Origin of the sequence: Francisella halioticida (assembly GCF_002211785.1) — a bacterium.
Taxonomy (GTDB): Bacteria; Pseudomonadota; Gammaproteobacteria; order Francisellales; family Francisellaceae; genus Francisella; species Francisella halioticida.
In genome coordinates this window covers 1,463,389-1,478,876 of sequence record NZ_CP022132.1, presented here as the reverse complement: position 1 = coordinate 1,478,876, position 15,488 = coordinate 1,463,389, and the positions used below count along the sequence as shown (strand labels likewise).

The following is a 15,488-nucleotide window of genomic DNA, read 5'->3' as shown; positions in this document are numbered from 1 at the left end:
GAGGCCCCCATAGAATAGGTGACAGTGATGAAATTATAAGTGATAGAGATAGTATTTGCTGAATATTTTGATGAGATACTTTAAAGAAAAGACTCATATCATTTACGAAAGGTAATCCTGCTTTTGTAATTACCCAATAACAACTCATTAATATCATTGGATAGTAGACTAAGTATTTATTTTGAACTATTTTTTTGTTTTGAGAATCCACTTTTAAAAGGAAATATAATTTCAGTATACAAATTATAATGGGATTTATTAGAAAGGATATTTTTTATACCTAAGTGGTGTTTGTAGTATATATTTAATTTGGAGTAGAAAAAAAGCTAAGTTAATAATAATTTGTTTTATTATCCTTATAATAAATGGCATGAAAAGCCAAATGAAAAATCTCTTATTATAAAAAATGATAAGATCATAAAATCATGCTTTATAACTAATATTTATAATAAAATATGAAATGTAAATCCAAAGGCAGTTTCTAAATATTATTTAACAAAAAAAAATTAGAACAATTCCATCTGTTTATCATCAACTTCTCCAAGCCGTATACCAATACCTATTAGACGGGTTGGGTAGTTTTGTTTTTTATGAAGTTCTATTATTAGATTTTTAAGAGATTCTTTATCTAGAGTCTTAGCTACTCTAGTTAGACTTGTTTTATTAAATTTTGTATCTGTAAATTTGACAAAAATACCTACTATACTTTTATAGTGTTTATCTGACATCCTGTTGGTTAGTTTTTCATATAAGCTAGGTAATTTTTCTAGGCAGGCTTCTAAAGTCTTTAAATCATCTAAATATGTATTTTCTACACTTACTGACTTACGAATACGAATGGGATTAACTTCACGATTATCAATCCCTCTGGCATAGTTATATAAACTAGCTCCAAATTTGCCAAATTTATCTATAAGAGTATTTAGGCTGATTTGCTGTAACTGTGAGCAAGTTTCAACTCCCATGTTTTTTAATTTCTCTTGAGATACTTTACCAACACCAAAGAGTTTTTTTACTGGTAGATCTTTTACAAATTTATTAACTTGTTCAGGAGTTATTACATATAAGCCATTTGGCTTATTTATATCACTAGCTATTTTAGCTAATAATTTATTAGGGGCTATTCCAGCTGAGCCTGTTAGTCCAGTTTTGTTAAATATTTCTTGTTTGATAGCTTGAGCAATCAAAGTTGCACTATTTTTATACTCTTGTACATCGTAACATCTATATATGCTTCATCAAGAGATAGAGGCTCAACTTTATCTGTAAAAGAATGAAATATTTTTCTAATAGCTGCAGAAGCAGTTTTATACTTTACAAAATCAGTATTTAGAAGTGTAAGGTTAGGACATTTTTGGAGTGCTATAGATGTTGGCATTGCAGAGTGTAAACCATACTCACGTGCAATATAATTACAAGTTGATATTACACCGCGTTTAGGGTTTGTACCTCCGACTGCAAAAGGTTTATCTTTTAAGTTAGGATTTGCTTTTTCTTCTACTTGAGCAAAAAAATAATCCATATCAATATGTATAATTTTTCTTGTTTTACCCATAGATTTTTATTTGTAAATATTTGCAAATTCATCTATATTTGCATCTTCTTGCCAAGAATATTCTATTTCAATACTTTTTTGCTTAGCTATTTCATAACCTAATAAATCTGCTATAAAACCTAAGCTCATATCTATACCAGCACTGACTCCTGAGCTTGAGTAAATATTATCATCCTTTATCCACCTGGCTTTATCTATCCATATGACATCAGGAGCTATAGATTTTGTCCAGTTCAAAACTTTTTTATTTGATGTGGCTCTTTTATTATCTAGTAGTTTTGTTCGAGAAAATAATGAAGATCCTGTACAAACTGTAAGTATATATTTAGCACTAGCTGCTAGTCTAGCTAGTTCAGCAATTAGATCTATATCATAAATCAGTTGCCGAGTACCCATACCACCAGGTATAAATAAAATATAATTTTTTAAGTTTGTTTGACTAAGCTTTTTAGTTGCTATCGAAACATTTTGACTACTAATAACGTTCCCACCCTCTAGAAAATAGTATTTTTTTTTAAAATGTTTTTTAAAACTTCCCAACACTTCCACAGGCCCTAATACATCTTGAGTTTCAAAGTCATTAAATATACAACTATTATATCTATCATTTATTAGCTTACTAAAATGTCAATCCTATAATTATAGCATGACTAGTAAGAAGTTTTTTTCATAAGAACTTAAATGAATTTTTATAAATATCGTACTAAGTTATTTTGGCATTTATTTAAGCATCTCATGGCAGTATTGGTTCTAGTTGAGAGCCATATTAGCTGTATTTTATAATATTTCGTAATAGGTTGATATATACTACCCCAATAAATTAAACAATATTTTCAATTATTTAGTTCCCATCTAAGCCGCCCGTTTTTCCAATAAGTTATCGTAATAAAATTCCATAGGTTTTTTATAATTGATAGACTCATGAAATCTTCTATTATTATAAAAATCTATATAATCATCCACATCGTTTCTTAGTTCAACAATGACAGGATATTGATTTAAATAAAATCTCTCACATTTAGCACTTCTCCAAAATCTTTCGATGCAAATGTTATCAGTTGCTCTACCTTTACCATCCATAGATATAGTAATTTTTTTATCCAATAATGTTTGGATATGAATGTTAGATGTGTACTGGCTACCTTGATCAGTGTTAAATATTTCTGGTACTCCATATTTATACAGAGCTTCATTTAAAACTTTCATAACTAAACTACTATCCATAGTGTTGGATATCTCCCAACTTAGTACAGCCTTAGAGTACCAATCAATAATAGCTGCCATATAAACTGTGCCAGCATCAGTCTTAATATATGTAATATCTGTAGACCAAACTTGATTAGGTCTCAATATGCTTAAACCTTTTAGTTTGTAACTATAAATAGCATGCTCTTTGTTAGGTTCAGATAAGTTTAAGTTTGGTTTTTTCACCGCCAATATAGCTTTGATGCCTAACTCTTTACGATACTTTTGTACTGTGTTCTCACAGATGCTAAACCCATCTTCTATTAATTGCTTATGAGCTTTTATATAGCCGTAGCAGGGAATCTCCTCATGTATCTGTATAAGCTTTGCTTTTACTTCTTCTTTATGTTCGTTAACCACAGGCTTGTAATATAAACCAGCTCTAGAAACTTCTAATAAGAAACTTTGTTTTACAACAGATAATTTATGCTTAGGATCAATCATCGCTTTTCTATCAGATAATCCCAAGCTTACGAGCTTTCCCTCAAGAAATTCCTTCTCAATTGTTAGTTGTCCAACCTTCTTAGAATACTGATCTATCTTGGTTTGAAGCTTTGCATTGTCTTTTTTATATTGTGATACTGATTTGGATGGATCCATTACCAACTCAGCATTTTCTAAAAAGGCTGTTTTTCAATTATTTATGTTTTTGGGCGTAATATTATATTTTACTGATAACTGTGTGATTGTTTGATCTTTCCCCAATACTTCCAAGACAACTTTAGTCTTAAATTCAACGGTATATATTTTTCTCTTATTACTCATTTACATTTATCCTAAATTGCTCATTTATAGTTTAGCTACTTTAGGAACTAAATTCTCAAAATTGTTGTTAAAATTTCATGGGGTATTATAATATATACTTATGTTCAGTATATTAGAGTAAATAGCAGGAGGCATCTTTATATGATGTTAATAATCATTAAGTTAATACTATCTGTATTAATGGTTTTGGGACTTATATATATTTCTGAGAAAAGTCCTAGGCTAGGAGGATTATGTTCAGGATTACCATTAAGTGTAGGTATTTTTACTTATTTTTATGCCAAAGAAAATGGCTTACAATTTTTGATGAGTTCTATGCCGTATGCAATTGCTGGATTTGCTAATACGTTGCTATTTACTATGGGGTTTTATTTAGGAAGTAAATTATTTACTAATCAACGTTATTTAAATACAGTAAGTGCGATAGTTATTGGATTTATAATCTATTTAATTAGTGGGTATGGTGTCACTTTATTACATTTAAATTTATTATCAGGCTTTATTGTATTTATATTATCAATGATAGTTTGTGTTCTTTTCTTTAGGGGAGTAATAGACAATAAAAGCATTAAAGAGAAAGTTAAATTAAAGCCAGTTAATAAAATTAAAATTATTTTATTTAGAATTACTCTTGTATCTGTATTAGTTTTATTAATTACCGGAATTTCTCGTTCAGTTGGACATGAGTGGGCAGGTATATTTTCTTCTTTCCCAGTTATGTTAATGTCAGTATCCATAGTTTTAATATTTACTTATAAAGATCAACTTTTCCCAGGTGTTTTTAAGCATTTTTCATATGGATCTTCTATCTTAGTAATATATGACTTATTGATTTTTTGGCTCTACCCAATTATGGGTATTAATTTGGGAACGGCTTTTGCCTATATTATTTGTTTTATTTACTTATCTTTTTTAAATAAACTAAATAGATAGTCTACTTTTTGTTAAATTCCTTTTATATAAATACTTAATGTATATAATTTTAGATAACTAAAATATTTATGTAATAACTAATGCTCTTTTTTAAAAATGTATCTTATCAGGTTGAGATAAAAGAACTTTTTGATAATATTAATTTTTCAATTTTCCCTAACCAAAAAATAGGTTTAGTTGGTAAAAACGGTACCGGTAAAACTACACTTTTTAATCTAATACAAGGTGGTTTAACTTCTGATAAAGGTAATATTGAGATTGCTAAAAACACTCGTATAGTTACAGTTAAACAAGAAGTTGATGACTATGAATCTAAGGTGATTGATTACGTAGTTAATGGTATAGAATTATTAAAATTATTGAAAATAAAAATGCAAGATTCTTTAATGCAGGAAAATTTCGTTGAGTATTCAAAATATCATGAAGAATATGAATCTCTAGGAGGTTATGCCATAGAATCTCAAGCTGGTAAGCTATTATCTGGTTTAGGTTTTAGTATTAGTCAGCTTCAACAAAAAGTAAAAGAGCTTTCAGGGGGATGGCAAATTCGTCTAAATCTAGCTCAGGCATTATTACAGGAGTCAGATATTTTACTACTTGATGAACCTACAAACCACTTAGACTTAGATGCAGTTTTATGGTTAGAAGAATATTTACAGGAGTATAAAGGTTCTTTACTTCTTATTTCACATGATAGGATTTTTCTAGATAATGTTGTTAAGCAAATATTTCATATTGAGAATAAAAATATAGCTATATATACAGGTAATTACTCATCATATGAAAAGCAAGCTTTTGAGCAAAGAATTCTTCAGCAAAAACAATTTGAAAAGCAGCAAAAGCATGTTGCTCACCTCGAGAGCTTTATAAATAGATTTAAAGCTAAGGCAACTAAGGCAAAACAAGCTCAAAGTCGTGTTAAAATGCTTGAGAAAATTCAGCGTGTCGAAGCAATTAAGACAGAATCAGATTTTAGTTTTGAATTTAAACAAGTTAAAGAGCATTTAGGAGGAACTTTAGTTAATCTACAGAATGCAGATCTTGGTTATGGCGACAAAATAATTTTGAAAAATGTAAAGCTAAATATTTATAATGAAATGCGCATAGGTCTTTTAGGTTTAAATGGTGCTGGTAAATCAACTTTAATTAAATCTTTGATTGGAGAGATTGATATCTTATTAGGTAAAATTGAAAAGCATCCCAATCTTAGGGTAGGATACTTTTCACAACATTCATTAGATATGCTTGATTCTCAAGCTTCACCATTGTTGCATATGCAACGTTTAGATCCGCAAGCAAAACAGGAAAAGCTTAGGACTTTTTTAGGTAGTTTTAATTTTGTTGGTGAGAAAGCTTTAACAAAAGTAGGAACTTTTTCTGGTGGTGAAAAAGCACGCTTAGCTTTAGCTATGATAGTTTATAAGGAGCCGAACTTTCTTTTGCTAGATGAACCAACAAACCATTTAGACATCGGTGTGCGGGAAGCTTTGACAGTAGCATTACAAAGTTTCCAAGGTGCTATTATTTTGGTTTCACATGATAGATTTTTATTAGAGTCTACAGTTGATGAATATATGCTTGTTGGTGAGGGGCAAGTTAGAGCTTTTGATGGTGATATGAAAGATTATTACAAATATATTCTAGAGGCCAAAAAAGTAGTCAATAAAACATCAAGCTCATTAGTAGAATCTAATAATGATTCAAAGAAACAAGCTAAAAAATCATTAGCAGGTAAAAGAAAACAGCTAAAACCATTGCAAGATAAAATCAAAAATCTTGAAAGAACTATAAATAAATTGCAACAACAATATTCTCAAATACAAGAGGCTATCCAAGATCAAAGCTTACATGATGATAAATCAGAATTACAACAAACTTTAGTTGAACATTCACAATTAAAAGAAAAAATAGAAAAAGTAGAGTTAGAATGGTTTTTAGCTTTAGAAGAACTAGAAAATAATAATTAAAAATCTATTTATAAGCTAAAAAGGTCTGTATTATTATCATTAATACATAAAGATTATATACTACTTATTTAAAATGAATATTCAGCAAGCTAAAACAGAAAAAACTAAGCAGAAAATACTTAAATCAGTTTATCAGATCGTTAAGAAAGAGGGTGTTCATGCTATTTCTTCTACTAATATTATAAAAACAGCAAAGATTAGTAAAGGTAGATTTTTTCATCATTTTCATCAGGTAGAGGATTTATATTTATATATATTAGATTCCTTTGTAGAAAAATTAGGTCGCAAAATACCTCCCGAAAAATTTGAAAGTTTTCAAGAGTTTATTAATAACTATGTTGAATATTCTTTTACTATGTTGAGACAATCTCCTGAAGAAGCTTCACTGATTTTTTATTTTGTTGGGCATTGTCAACATAATCAAAAATACAGAAATAAATTTAAGAATATTATTAAAAATTCTTTTGATGAATGGACAAATAGATTTCCTGCTCGTTTCAAATTAAATCTTTCTAAGGAAAAAAAACAACGCCTATTACGCTTGCTAGATGTGCATCTTGTTGGTCTAAGCTTTCATTATCTAATCGTAAGAAATAAAGAAATATCTGAAACAATTAATAGTGATTTTATAAGTATGATTATCAACTTTGTTAATGAAGATAATTTAGTATAAAAATTATAATTAATAGGACTAGAGTTGCAGAGCCAACTTTTGCTTAGTGGTTAAGAGGTGAGTTTTGAGTATTAAGCGTAGTTGATCTTGTTTTTAGTGAGATACCAAGAAAAATCTAAATTTATATAAAATTTTAGGGTTAATAGCAAAAAAGTGTGGGTTTTTTAGTACTTTTTATCGTTATTTATAGCATAATAAATCTACAACTTTTTTCTTCATTTCTTTTAATAAACCTCTATGCACTCTAACCCTATTTTTCATATTAGAAAACTTTAATTCTTTTTAAACACTTATTATACATGTGTTACAAGCATATTTTACCTATACTTTTTTGCTATTAACCCTTAAAACCTATGATCTCCCCCGTCAATTTGGGACACTTTTGATGTCAGGAAAAGGAGAGAGACATGGCTTACAAAAGATACCCAGAAGAATTTATGGATCAAGCAGTGCAGTTATGCTTAGCGGAAGATGCAAATCGTAAAGAAATAGCAGATAATCTAGGAATAAATTATAAAACACTCTGTACATGGATAACCAGCTACATGTCAAAATCTACCACACAAGATAAAAAGATTGATTATAAAACTCAATATCAAAATCTAATATCAGAGAATGCAGAGCTAAAAAAGAAACTTAAGAAAGCAGAAACAGAGCGAGAGATTCTAAAAAAGGCAGCGGCATACTTTGCAAACCCAAATACGTAAGGTATGCCTTTATACAAAGTCATAGAGATGTTATGGCTATAACAACATTATGCAAGACTTTGGGAGTAAGCACTTCTGCTTACTATAGGTGGATAGATAATCCTATAGGTAAAAGGCAACTAAATGACTATGATTTGGATCTGGCTATTATGCAAATATTTAATGATCACAAATCTAGATATGGTTCTGTTAGGATTTATAGGGAATTTAAAAGATAAAGGCTGGAAAGTAATACAACCGAGGGTATCAAAACGTATTAAATTATTAGGTTTACAGGCTAAAGCAAGTAAGAAATACAAAGTTACAACAAATTCTGATCATGACAAGAAAGTAGCGGGTAATTTACTTGATCAGGATTTTGATGCTCAAGATATTAATCAGAAATGGGTTACTGATATTACTTATATCCCTACCCAAGAAGGATGGCTATATTTGTGTGTAATTATAGATTTATTTTCAAGAGTAGTTATAGGTTGGTCAATGGATAAAAGAATGAAAGCAGAGATAGTATGTAATACTTTAAATATGGCCTTATTTAGAAGAGATTTTCCTACCGGTGTTATTATTCATTCTGATAGAGGTACACAGTATTGCTCATAGAAATTTCAAAATCTCATAAGTGATAATTGGTTATTATCTAGTATGAGCTCTAAAGGATGCTGTTATGATAATGCTGCTTGTGAAAGCTTCTTTGGAACTCTAAAGGTAGAGTTAGTGCATGATGAAAAATATAAAACTAGAGATGAGGCTAAATCTTCAATCTTTGAATATATTGAGGCTTATTATAATACTAAAAGGAAGCATTCAACTATAAATTACATGACTCCTAGTCACTTTGAATATATAATGAAGAATGAAGTTAACAACTGTCCCAAATTAGTAGGATAGATCAACTCTTTGCGGCTATGTCATGGGCTTTTTGTAATTTGATGATAAAATTAATAAAACCTCAAAATATGATAGCATTTATAGTATGGTCCAGTCTTTTTTCTTTTCCTACTATTTCCATAATGACTATTTATGTTGAAGGAACAGCTCCTTTCTTACAAATCTTTACAAAAATTAATATTAGCTCTATATTTTTAGTAATATTTCAGGCTTATATTACGACAATTTTTGGTTATAAAATTTGGAATAATCTTATGAAAAAATATTCTGCAATAACTGTAGCACCACTTTCTCTAATTGTACCTATATCTGGTATGCTTTGTTCCTATATGTTTTTTGATGAAAAATTAACCTATATAGAAATAATTGCAGCCTGTATAATATTACTGGGAATAGTATTGTTTTTTAGCTCTAATAGTAAAAAAGTATAATATTTGAAAGGCTCACCAAACTAGGGATTACTGATAAGCTTTATCCCAATTACCAGTTAATCCAGCAACTTCATATTCTGTTACACGGTTTTCAAAGAAATTTGTGTGATCAGCACCATTTAAAATCCATTCTAACCAAGCTAAAGGATTTTTATCAATATTGTATATTTCATTTAATCCTAACTGATTTAAACGTCTATCAGTGATATGTCGGATATACTCTTTTACTTCATCAGCATTTAAACCTTCAATGGTTCCTATTTCATATGCAAGATCAATAAATCTGTCTTCAAGTTCTACAGCTTGAGTAGCCATTAGATAAATTTCTTTTTTAAACTCGTTATCAACTATATATGGGTTTTCTTGGCAGTATATTCTAAATAATGCAGCATTACCTTCCACATGCATTGATTCATCACGAATTGACCACTCAACTACCTTACCCATCCCCTTCATTTTACCAAAACGCTGAAAATTAAGTAACATTGCGAATGATGCAAATAATGCAACACCTTCATTAAATACAGTTTTAGCTAGACATAATCCTAAACCACGACGAGTTGAAGGATCGGCATCCATCATAAATTCAATCTTATCGATCATAGCTTTGTATTCTAGAAAAGCATGATATTCTGAATCAGGAAGTCCTAAAGTATCATTAAGTAATGCATAAGCTCTTTGGTGGATCCCTTCTCGAGCTGCAAATGATCCTAGCATATTACGTACTTCATTATTCTTAAAAGCAGGGATAAATTGATCATAATAGTTTTGACCAACTGCAACGTCAGATTGTGTAAAGAGTCTTAGAATATTTGTAATATACTCTTTTTCTATTTTTGTGATTTTACCATTTTTCCAGTCTGTAACGTCTTCTGAAAGATCAATCTCATCCTCAATCCAGTGCGCTTTTTCATGCTTGACTGTTAGATCAACTGCCCATGGATAACTAAATGGTTTATATGTTTTTGAGAATGTTGTTAAAGAAGAGCCTTTAACTCTAGCTACAACTTCACCAGCCCTAGCCATTAGGTTATCATAACCACCAATATGTACATCATCAACAAATATCTGTGGCACAGTCCTAACATGTTCTTCAATAAGAAGTATATTTTTATTTACTTCATTATAGAATTTGGCTCTTTTTTCATCATCATCAAGAGTAATTTTTGTAAAAGGAATATCGTTTGCGCCAAACCAGCTTTTTGCAAGATCACAAAACGGGCAGTTTGTTTTTGTATATATTTTTACTTCCACTATTTTACCTACTTTTTACTTAAGATTTTTTCAGCATTAGACTTTAACTCTGTAAAACCACCAATATGTACATCATCAATAAATATCTGTGGTATAGTTGAGATAGGGTTAATTACTTTATCACTTTGATTCATTTCATCATAGAATCTAGCGCGTTGGCTATAATCATCCATAACAATCTCATCAAAAGCTATATTATTTTCATTAAACCATTGTTTTGCCCAAACACAAAAAGGACAGCCATTTCTACTATATATTCTGACTTTCATATTTTATCCTTCACAAACAATACATTCATTCTCAGATTGTTTAAGTTCAGAAAACTCAACAAGTCTTTGTTTTTCTACTTTTTTAGATATGTTTTCTGCTCTATTGGAAGTTTCTGTTCTTAAGTAATATAAACCTTTACAACCATATTTCCAAGCATTAAAATGAACTTTATGCAAATATTCTCTAGATGCTCCTGCTGGGAAGAAAATATTTAAAGACTGACCTTGGCATAGATATTTTTGACGCTCTCCACCTAAGTATACCACCCAGTCTTGATCCATTTCAATTGCCGTTTTAAATATATTTTTTACTTCTTCATTTAAAAAATCTAGTTGCTGAATAGAACCACCATTTGTAATAATATCAGACCAGACTTCCTCATTATTTTTACCAATTTTCTCAAGCTCTTGCTCTAAATACTTATTTTTTGTTAAGTGTGATCCAACTCTTGTCCTAGATGTAAAGGCATTTGCTTTCCATGGTTCGATACTTGGTGAAGTATTTAATATTAATGAACTGTTTGCATTTGGTGCAATAGCTAGTAAGTGAGCATTTCTACGACCAGTACCAGTCATATCCGGAGCTTCGCCTTTTTCTTGGCCAAGTATTAAAGTTTCCTGAACGGCCTGATCTTTTATTTTCTTGAATATCTCTTTATTGATTACCTTAGCCTTTTGAGATTCAAAAGCAATACTATGTTTTTGCAAATATGAATGAAAGCCCATAGCTCCAAGACCAAGGCTTCTTTCACGAGATGCACTATATCTTGCTTTAGATATCTCATCTCCGGCATGATCTATAAAGAACTGTAGTACATTATCTAAAAACCTAATCAAATCTTTAATAAGGGTAGTATCTTTCCATTCATCATATTTTTCTAAATTTACCGAAGATAGGCAACATACAGCTGTACGGTTTTCATCTGTAACTAAGTGTATTTCATTACATAGGTTTGAGCCCTTTATAGTTAAACTAAGGTCTTTTTGAGCTTTTGGTAATGCTCTATTTGCAGTATCTATAAAGTTTAAGTATGGTTCACCTGTACGATAACGAGTCTCTAGTATTGTTTCCCAAATTTTACGAGCTTTAACAATATCTCTTATGGTTTTATCATCCGGATCAATAAGTTTCCAATCTTCATTATTTGCAACTGCTTGCATAAACTCATCTGTAAGATTGACAGCATGGTGAATATTTAGACATTTTCTATTAACGTCACCCGTAGGTACACGAAGACCTAAAAATTCAACTATATCTGGATGAGATACATCCATATAAGCAGCATATGAACCTTTACGAGTTTTACCTTGTCTATAAGCTACCATATCAGCATCTACAGTATGCATAAAAGGTATTGGCCCAGGAGCTTTATCTGAAACAGCTCTGACATTTGACCAATGGCCACCAACACCACCACCTTTTACAGATAACCATCTTAGTTCAGAAGAATGCTCGATAAGTCCTTCTAATGAATCTGGAACGTATGATAAAAAGCAACTAATAGGCAATGATTTGACTTTTGCACCAGGTAAAGGAGCATTGGAAAGAACTGGTGAAGCAAACATAAACCAACCATTAGATGCAGCATCATATATACGTTGAGCAAGGTTAGTGTCACCAAATGAATATGCTACAGCAGCCCTAGCAAAAGCATATTGAGGAGAAGGTTCATTCTCTAAGCAATAATAGTTTGTAAGAAGCTGCTGAGCTTGTTCTGAAAGTTCATGATCTTTTGATACGTTAATGTTAATGCCAAGGTAGTTTTTATCAGACATAGTAAAACCTATTTTAATACATTATTAATATTACAAAGCTATACTAAATTAGTATAGCTTCAATTTTATATGTGAAATTTTATCAATTTTTTTCGATTTTAAAACACTAAATAGTTAAATATTATTCTTGACTTTATAGAATGAGTTTTAAGATGTAGATAGTATAAGGATAACTTAGATCCTTAATAAAAATTTTATTTTGATAAAATTTCAGCAGCAGCTTTATTTAAATCTTTAACAGCATCTATAGATATCTGTAATTGCTTTCTTTCTTTATCAGAAATTTCAACTTCTACAGGTCTTACACCATTTGCAGAGATTTCAGTAGGGACACCTACAAACAAATCCTCATCTAGACCATACATACCAACTTTTACTTTAGCAGCGCATGGTAAGATCATTTTTTTATCTTTTAGATAGCTATTAGCCATTTGAATACCAGCAGCTGCAGGTGCATAGTAAGCTGAACCAGTTTTAAGTAAAGCTACAATTTCACCACCACCACTTCTAGTTCTAGCAACTATAGAGTCTAATCTTTCTTGTTTCAGAGATCCTTCTTTTACGAGTTGCTCTAGAGAAACACCAGAAATATTAGACATTTTAGTAAGAGGTACCATAGTGTCTCCATGTCCGCCCATTACATAAGCTTGAACTTGCTGTACAGAAACATTTAGTTCATCAGCTAGGAAAGTTCTAAATCTAGCTGAATCTAAAACTCCCGCCATACCTACTATCTTATTATCTGGAACACCAGAAAATTTTTGTAGCATGTTAACCATAATATCTAGAGGATTTGTTATACATATTACAAATGCATTAGGGCAGTTGTGTTTGATTCCTTCACCAACTGCTTGCATTACTTTAATATTAATGCTTAAAAGATCATCACGAGACATGCCAGGTTTTCTTGCAACACCAGCTGTTACGATTACAACATCAGAGTTCTCAAGATCTCTAAAATCATTTGTACCTCTAACCTTAAAGTCAACTCCTTCAATTGGGCATGTCTGTAATAAATCAAGAGCTTTACCCTGAGGCATACCTTCAGCGATGTCAAATAAAATCACATCGCCTAATTGTTTAATAAGTGCTAAGTGAGCAAGTGTACCACCAATATGACCAGCACCAATAAGTGCTATTTTTTTTCTAGCCATTTAAATCTCCTTTTTTACGCTAAAAAGTGAATACCAAGAATATATTTATAATTATACCTAATAGTTTGCTTGTTATTCAATGAAAACTTTTGTAACAATCATAGTTTATATTTATAATTGTAATCAAATAAAGTTATCAAGTTTTATATGCAAAAAAAATATATCCAAAATATAGGTCTATATTTAGGTATTCTAGGCTTATTAATATTTATGTTTGGTTTAGCAGAAACAAATACTGCTGATAAAAATATAATTGTATTAATAGCAACATTTTTTTTATTTATCTCAGCAGCTGCACAGAAAGAACCTTTTTTTAGTGGTTTACAAGGTATAGCTTTTGTGAGCGCTATTATGGTTTTTTATCAAATAGGGCAGATTTATAACTTAGGAGTATTTATATTTTTAGCTATTGCATTTTCTATCTATTATTTTGGTAGACATAAGTTAAATATTGCCAGAATATGTGCATTTATTGGTTTAATTGCTTTATGTTTAGGTATACTTTTAGGTAGAAATGAGCCGATGGTTGTGTGTGGTATTGTTCTAGCGATTTATGCAATATTTTCGATACGAGAAGGCTATAGTGTAGGTTGGGTATTTCTAATACTCAATATCTTGTTTGCAATAGTTGCAGCAAATGCACTATATGGATTTTATTAATTAGGGAATAGATTATGAGAAAATTATCATTTTTAGATAAAGTTATTGAAGAGCTTGATAGTTATTCAAAATTTACAAAAGCTTCATTAAGTTCAAATAGGAAATCTCCAAGTAATGGCATAGTTGATAATAAATTATCTAATGATGATAAAAAACATGCTGCAGGGTTAATGAGAGTCGATTATACTGGCGAAATTTGTGCACAAGGTTTATATAGAGGCCAAGCTAGTGTAGCAAAATCAGCAGAAACTAAAAAACATCTATATCATGCTGCAGATGAGGAATACGATCATTTAGCATGGTGTGGCGAAAGACTTCAGGAATTAGATGCTAGACCTAGTTTGCTTAATCCATTTTGGTATTGGGCATCATTTGGTATAGGAGCAACAGCAGGTTCAATAAGTGATAGTTTAAGCTATGGCTTTGTTATAGAAACAGAAAAACAAGTAATGAGGCATTTAGATTCTCATTTAAAAAGTTTACCTATAAATGATAATCGCTCACGTGAAATACTTAAACAAATGTATATAGATGAATCAGAACATGCTGTTGAAGCAGAAAAAGCCGGAGGTAAAAAACTTCCTAAACCAGTTAAAGTGATTATGAAATTACAGTCAAAGGTTATGACAACTCTTGCATATAGGTTTTAGATTTTACAATCTTTAAGCTCTAGGTTGTATACCTGGGTCTTAAGTCTTACTTTGGCAGCTATAGCTTCTTTTTTTTGAATTGAATTGCTATTTTGATATGAGTTATTTATATAATTTTTATATCCTCCTTCTCCAAGCAGATATGCCAGATATAGATTAAAACTGTTGGAAGTTTTTAAATGAAGGTTATGTGTTAATTGTGACATATACCAATCTACAAATTCGACACTATCATTGAAATCATTACGTTTTGCATTAGGTTTAACAGTTTTTTGAAATATCTTCCAAGTACCATCTAGAGCTTGAGCATAACCAAATGCAGAAGAGTGTCTATTTTTTGCATTTGCATGAAATTTTGATTCTTGATGTATGACAGCTAATGTAAAAGCAGGGGAGATATTATATTTTTTATTAACCCTTTTTAAAGAGTTTCTCCAGTTTGGATGATGTTTTAATATTTGGCAAATATTCTTCTTATTTGATGTATTTTCTGTTTTAGCAAAGAGATTTGTAGTATTTAGAAAAAATATAATAAAGATAATTAAATTTTGTTTTTTCATA

General features: G+C 30.4%; 17 protein-coding genes and 1 pseudogene. 9 read left to right on the top strand and 9 right to left on the bottom strand.

Going from position 1 to position 15,488, the window contains the following annotated elements; genetic code table 11:
• Positions 1–506: 506 nt before the first annotated feature.
• The 4 genes and pseudogenes from dinB to CDV26_RS13620 all read right to left on the bottom strand — a co-directional run bounded on the left by dinB (position 507) and on the right by CDV26_RS13620 (position 3,565).
• A pseudogene (dinB, locus tag CDV26_RS07930) lies at positions 507–1,555 on the bottom strand (DNA polymerase IV).
• A 6-nt stretch (positions 1,556–1,561) separates the two neighbouring features.
• Complete coding sequence (locus tag CDV26_RS07925) at positions 1,562–2,143, bottom strand: DJ-1/PfpI family protein (protein ID WP_420809902.1); 582 nt, start codon at positions 2,141–2,143, stop codon at positions 1,562–1,564.
• A gap of 264 nt (positions 2,144–2,407) precedes the next feature.
• Positions 2,408–3,400, bottom strand: coding sequence for an IS3 family transposase (locus tag CDV26_RS07920; protein WP_088772814.1), 993 nt, complete (start codon positions 3,398–3,400; stop codon positions 2,408–2,410).
• A gap of 33 nt (positions 3,401–3,433) precedes the next feature.
• Complete coding sequence (locus tag CDV26_RS13620; RefSeq protein ID WP_169709695.1) at positions 3,434–3,565, bottom strand: transposase; 132 nt, start codon at positions 3,563–3,565, stop codon at positions 3,434–3,436.
• Between the two features lie 144 nt (positions 3,566–3,709).
• On the opposite strand from CDV26_RS13620, the gene CDV26_RS07915 reads away from it, so the two are divergent.
• The 7 genes from CDV26_RS07915 (at position 3,710) to CDV26_RS07885 (ending at position 9,164) form a co-directional block, all read left to right on the top strand.
• Positions 3,710–4,498, top strand: a complete 789-nt coding sequence (locus tag CDV26_RS07915) for an MFS transporter (RefSeq protein WP_245806418.1) — start codon at positions 3,710–3,712, stop codon at positions 4,496–4,498.
• 80 nt (positions 4,499–4,578) lie between these two features.
• Entirely contained in the window at positions 4,579–6,465 is a 1,887-nt protein-coding gene (locus tag CDV26_RS07910; protein ID WP_088772812.1) for an ABC-F family ATP-binding cassette domain-containing protein, read from the top strand.
• Between the two features lie 73 nt (positions 6,466–6,538).
• Positions 6,539–7,138, top strand: coding sequence for a TetR/AcrR family transcriptional regulator (locus tag CDV26_RS07905; protein ID WP_088772811.1), 600 nt, complete (start codon positions 6,539–6,541; stop codon positions 7,136–7,138).
• A gap of 407 nt (positions 7,139–7,545) precedes the next feature.
• Positions 7,546–7,845, top strand: a complete 300-nt coding sequence (locus CDV26_RS07900; protein ID WP_088772156.1) for a transposase — start codon at positions 7,546–7,548, stop codon at positions 7,843–7,845.
• A 162-nt stretch (positions 7,846–8,007) separates the two neighbouring features.
• Positions 8,008–8,445, top strand: a complete 438-nt coding sequence (locus tag CDV26_RS07895) for a DDE-type integrase/transposase/recombinase (RefSeq protein ID WP_157671328.1) — start codon at positions 8,008–8,010, stop codon at positions 8,443–8,445.
• A gap of 42 nt (positions 8,446–8,487) precedes the next feature.
• Positions 8,488–8,733, top strand: a complete 246-nt coding sequence (locus CDV26_RS07890) for an IS3 family transposase (RefSeq protein ID WP_088772810.1) — start codon at positions 8,488–8,490, stop codon at positions 8,731–8,733.
• 41 nt (positions 8,734–8,774) lie between these two features.
• A complete protein-coding gene (locus tag CDV26_RS07885; RefSeq protein WP_157671543.1) occupies positions 8,775–9,164 on the top strand; it encodes an EamA family transporter in 390 nt (129 codons plus the stop codon).
• Between the two features lie 27 nt (positions 9,165–9,191).
• Here the strand turns inward: CDV26_RS07885 and CDV26_RS07880 are convergent, their stop codons facing one another.
• From CDV26_RS07880 to mdh, 4 genes are all read right to left on the bottom strand, one after another.
• A complete protein-coding gene (locus CDV26_RS07880) occupies positions 9,192–10,421 on the bottom strand; it encodes a ribonucleotide-diphosphate reductase subunit beta (protein ID WP_088772808.1) in 1,230 nt (409 codons plus the stop codon).
• A 5-nt stretch (positions 10,422–10,426) separates the two neighbouring features.
• A complete protein-coding gene (locus tag CDV26_RS07875; protein ID WP_088772807.1) occupies positions 10,427–10,687 on the bottom strand; it encodes a glutaredoxin domain-containing protein in 261 nt (86 codons plus the stop codon).
• A 3-nt stretch (positions 10,688–10,690) separates the two neighbouring features.
• Entirely contained in the window at positions 10,691–12,463 is a 1,773-nt protein-coding gene (locus tag CDV26_RS07870) for a ribonucleoside-diphosphate reductase subunit alpha (RefSeq protein ID WP_088772806.1), read from the bottom strand.
• 194 nt (positions 12,464–12,657) lie between these two features.
• A complete protein-coding gene (mdh, locus tag CDV26_RS07865; protein ID WP_088772805.1) occupies positions 12,658–13,617 on the bottom strand; it encodes a malate dehydrogenase in 960 nt (319 codons plus the stop codon).
• 147 nt (positions 13,618–13,764) lie between these two features.
• Here mdh and CDV26_RS07860 point away from each other — a divergent pair, with 147 nt between their 5' ends.
• A complete protein-coding gene (locus CDV26_RS07860) occupies positions 13,765–14,277 on the top strand; it encodes an MFS transporter (protein ID WP_088772804.1) in 513 nt (170 codons plus the stop codon).
• A gap of 14 nt (positions 14,278–14,291) precedes the next feature.
• Positions 14,292–14,927, top strand: a complete 636-nt coding sequence (gene coq7, locus CDV26_RS07855; protein WP_088772803.1) for a 2-polyprenyl-3-methyl-6-methoxy-1,4-benzoquinone monooxygenase — start codon at positions 14,292–14,294, stop codon at positions 14,925–14,927.
• On the opposite strand, the gene CDV26_RS07850 is transcribed toward coq7, so the two are convergent.
• Entirely contained in the window at positions 14,924–15,487 is a 564-nt protein-coding gene (locus tag CDV26_RS07850; RefSeq protein ID WP_088772802.1) for a transglycosylase SLT domain-containing protein, read from the bottom strand. The two genes, coq7 and CDV26_RS07850, sit on opposite strands and share 4 nt — an antisense overlap.
• Between the last annotated feature and the right edge of the window lies 1 nt (position 15,488).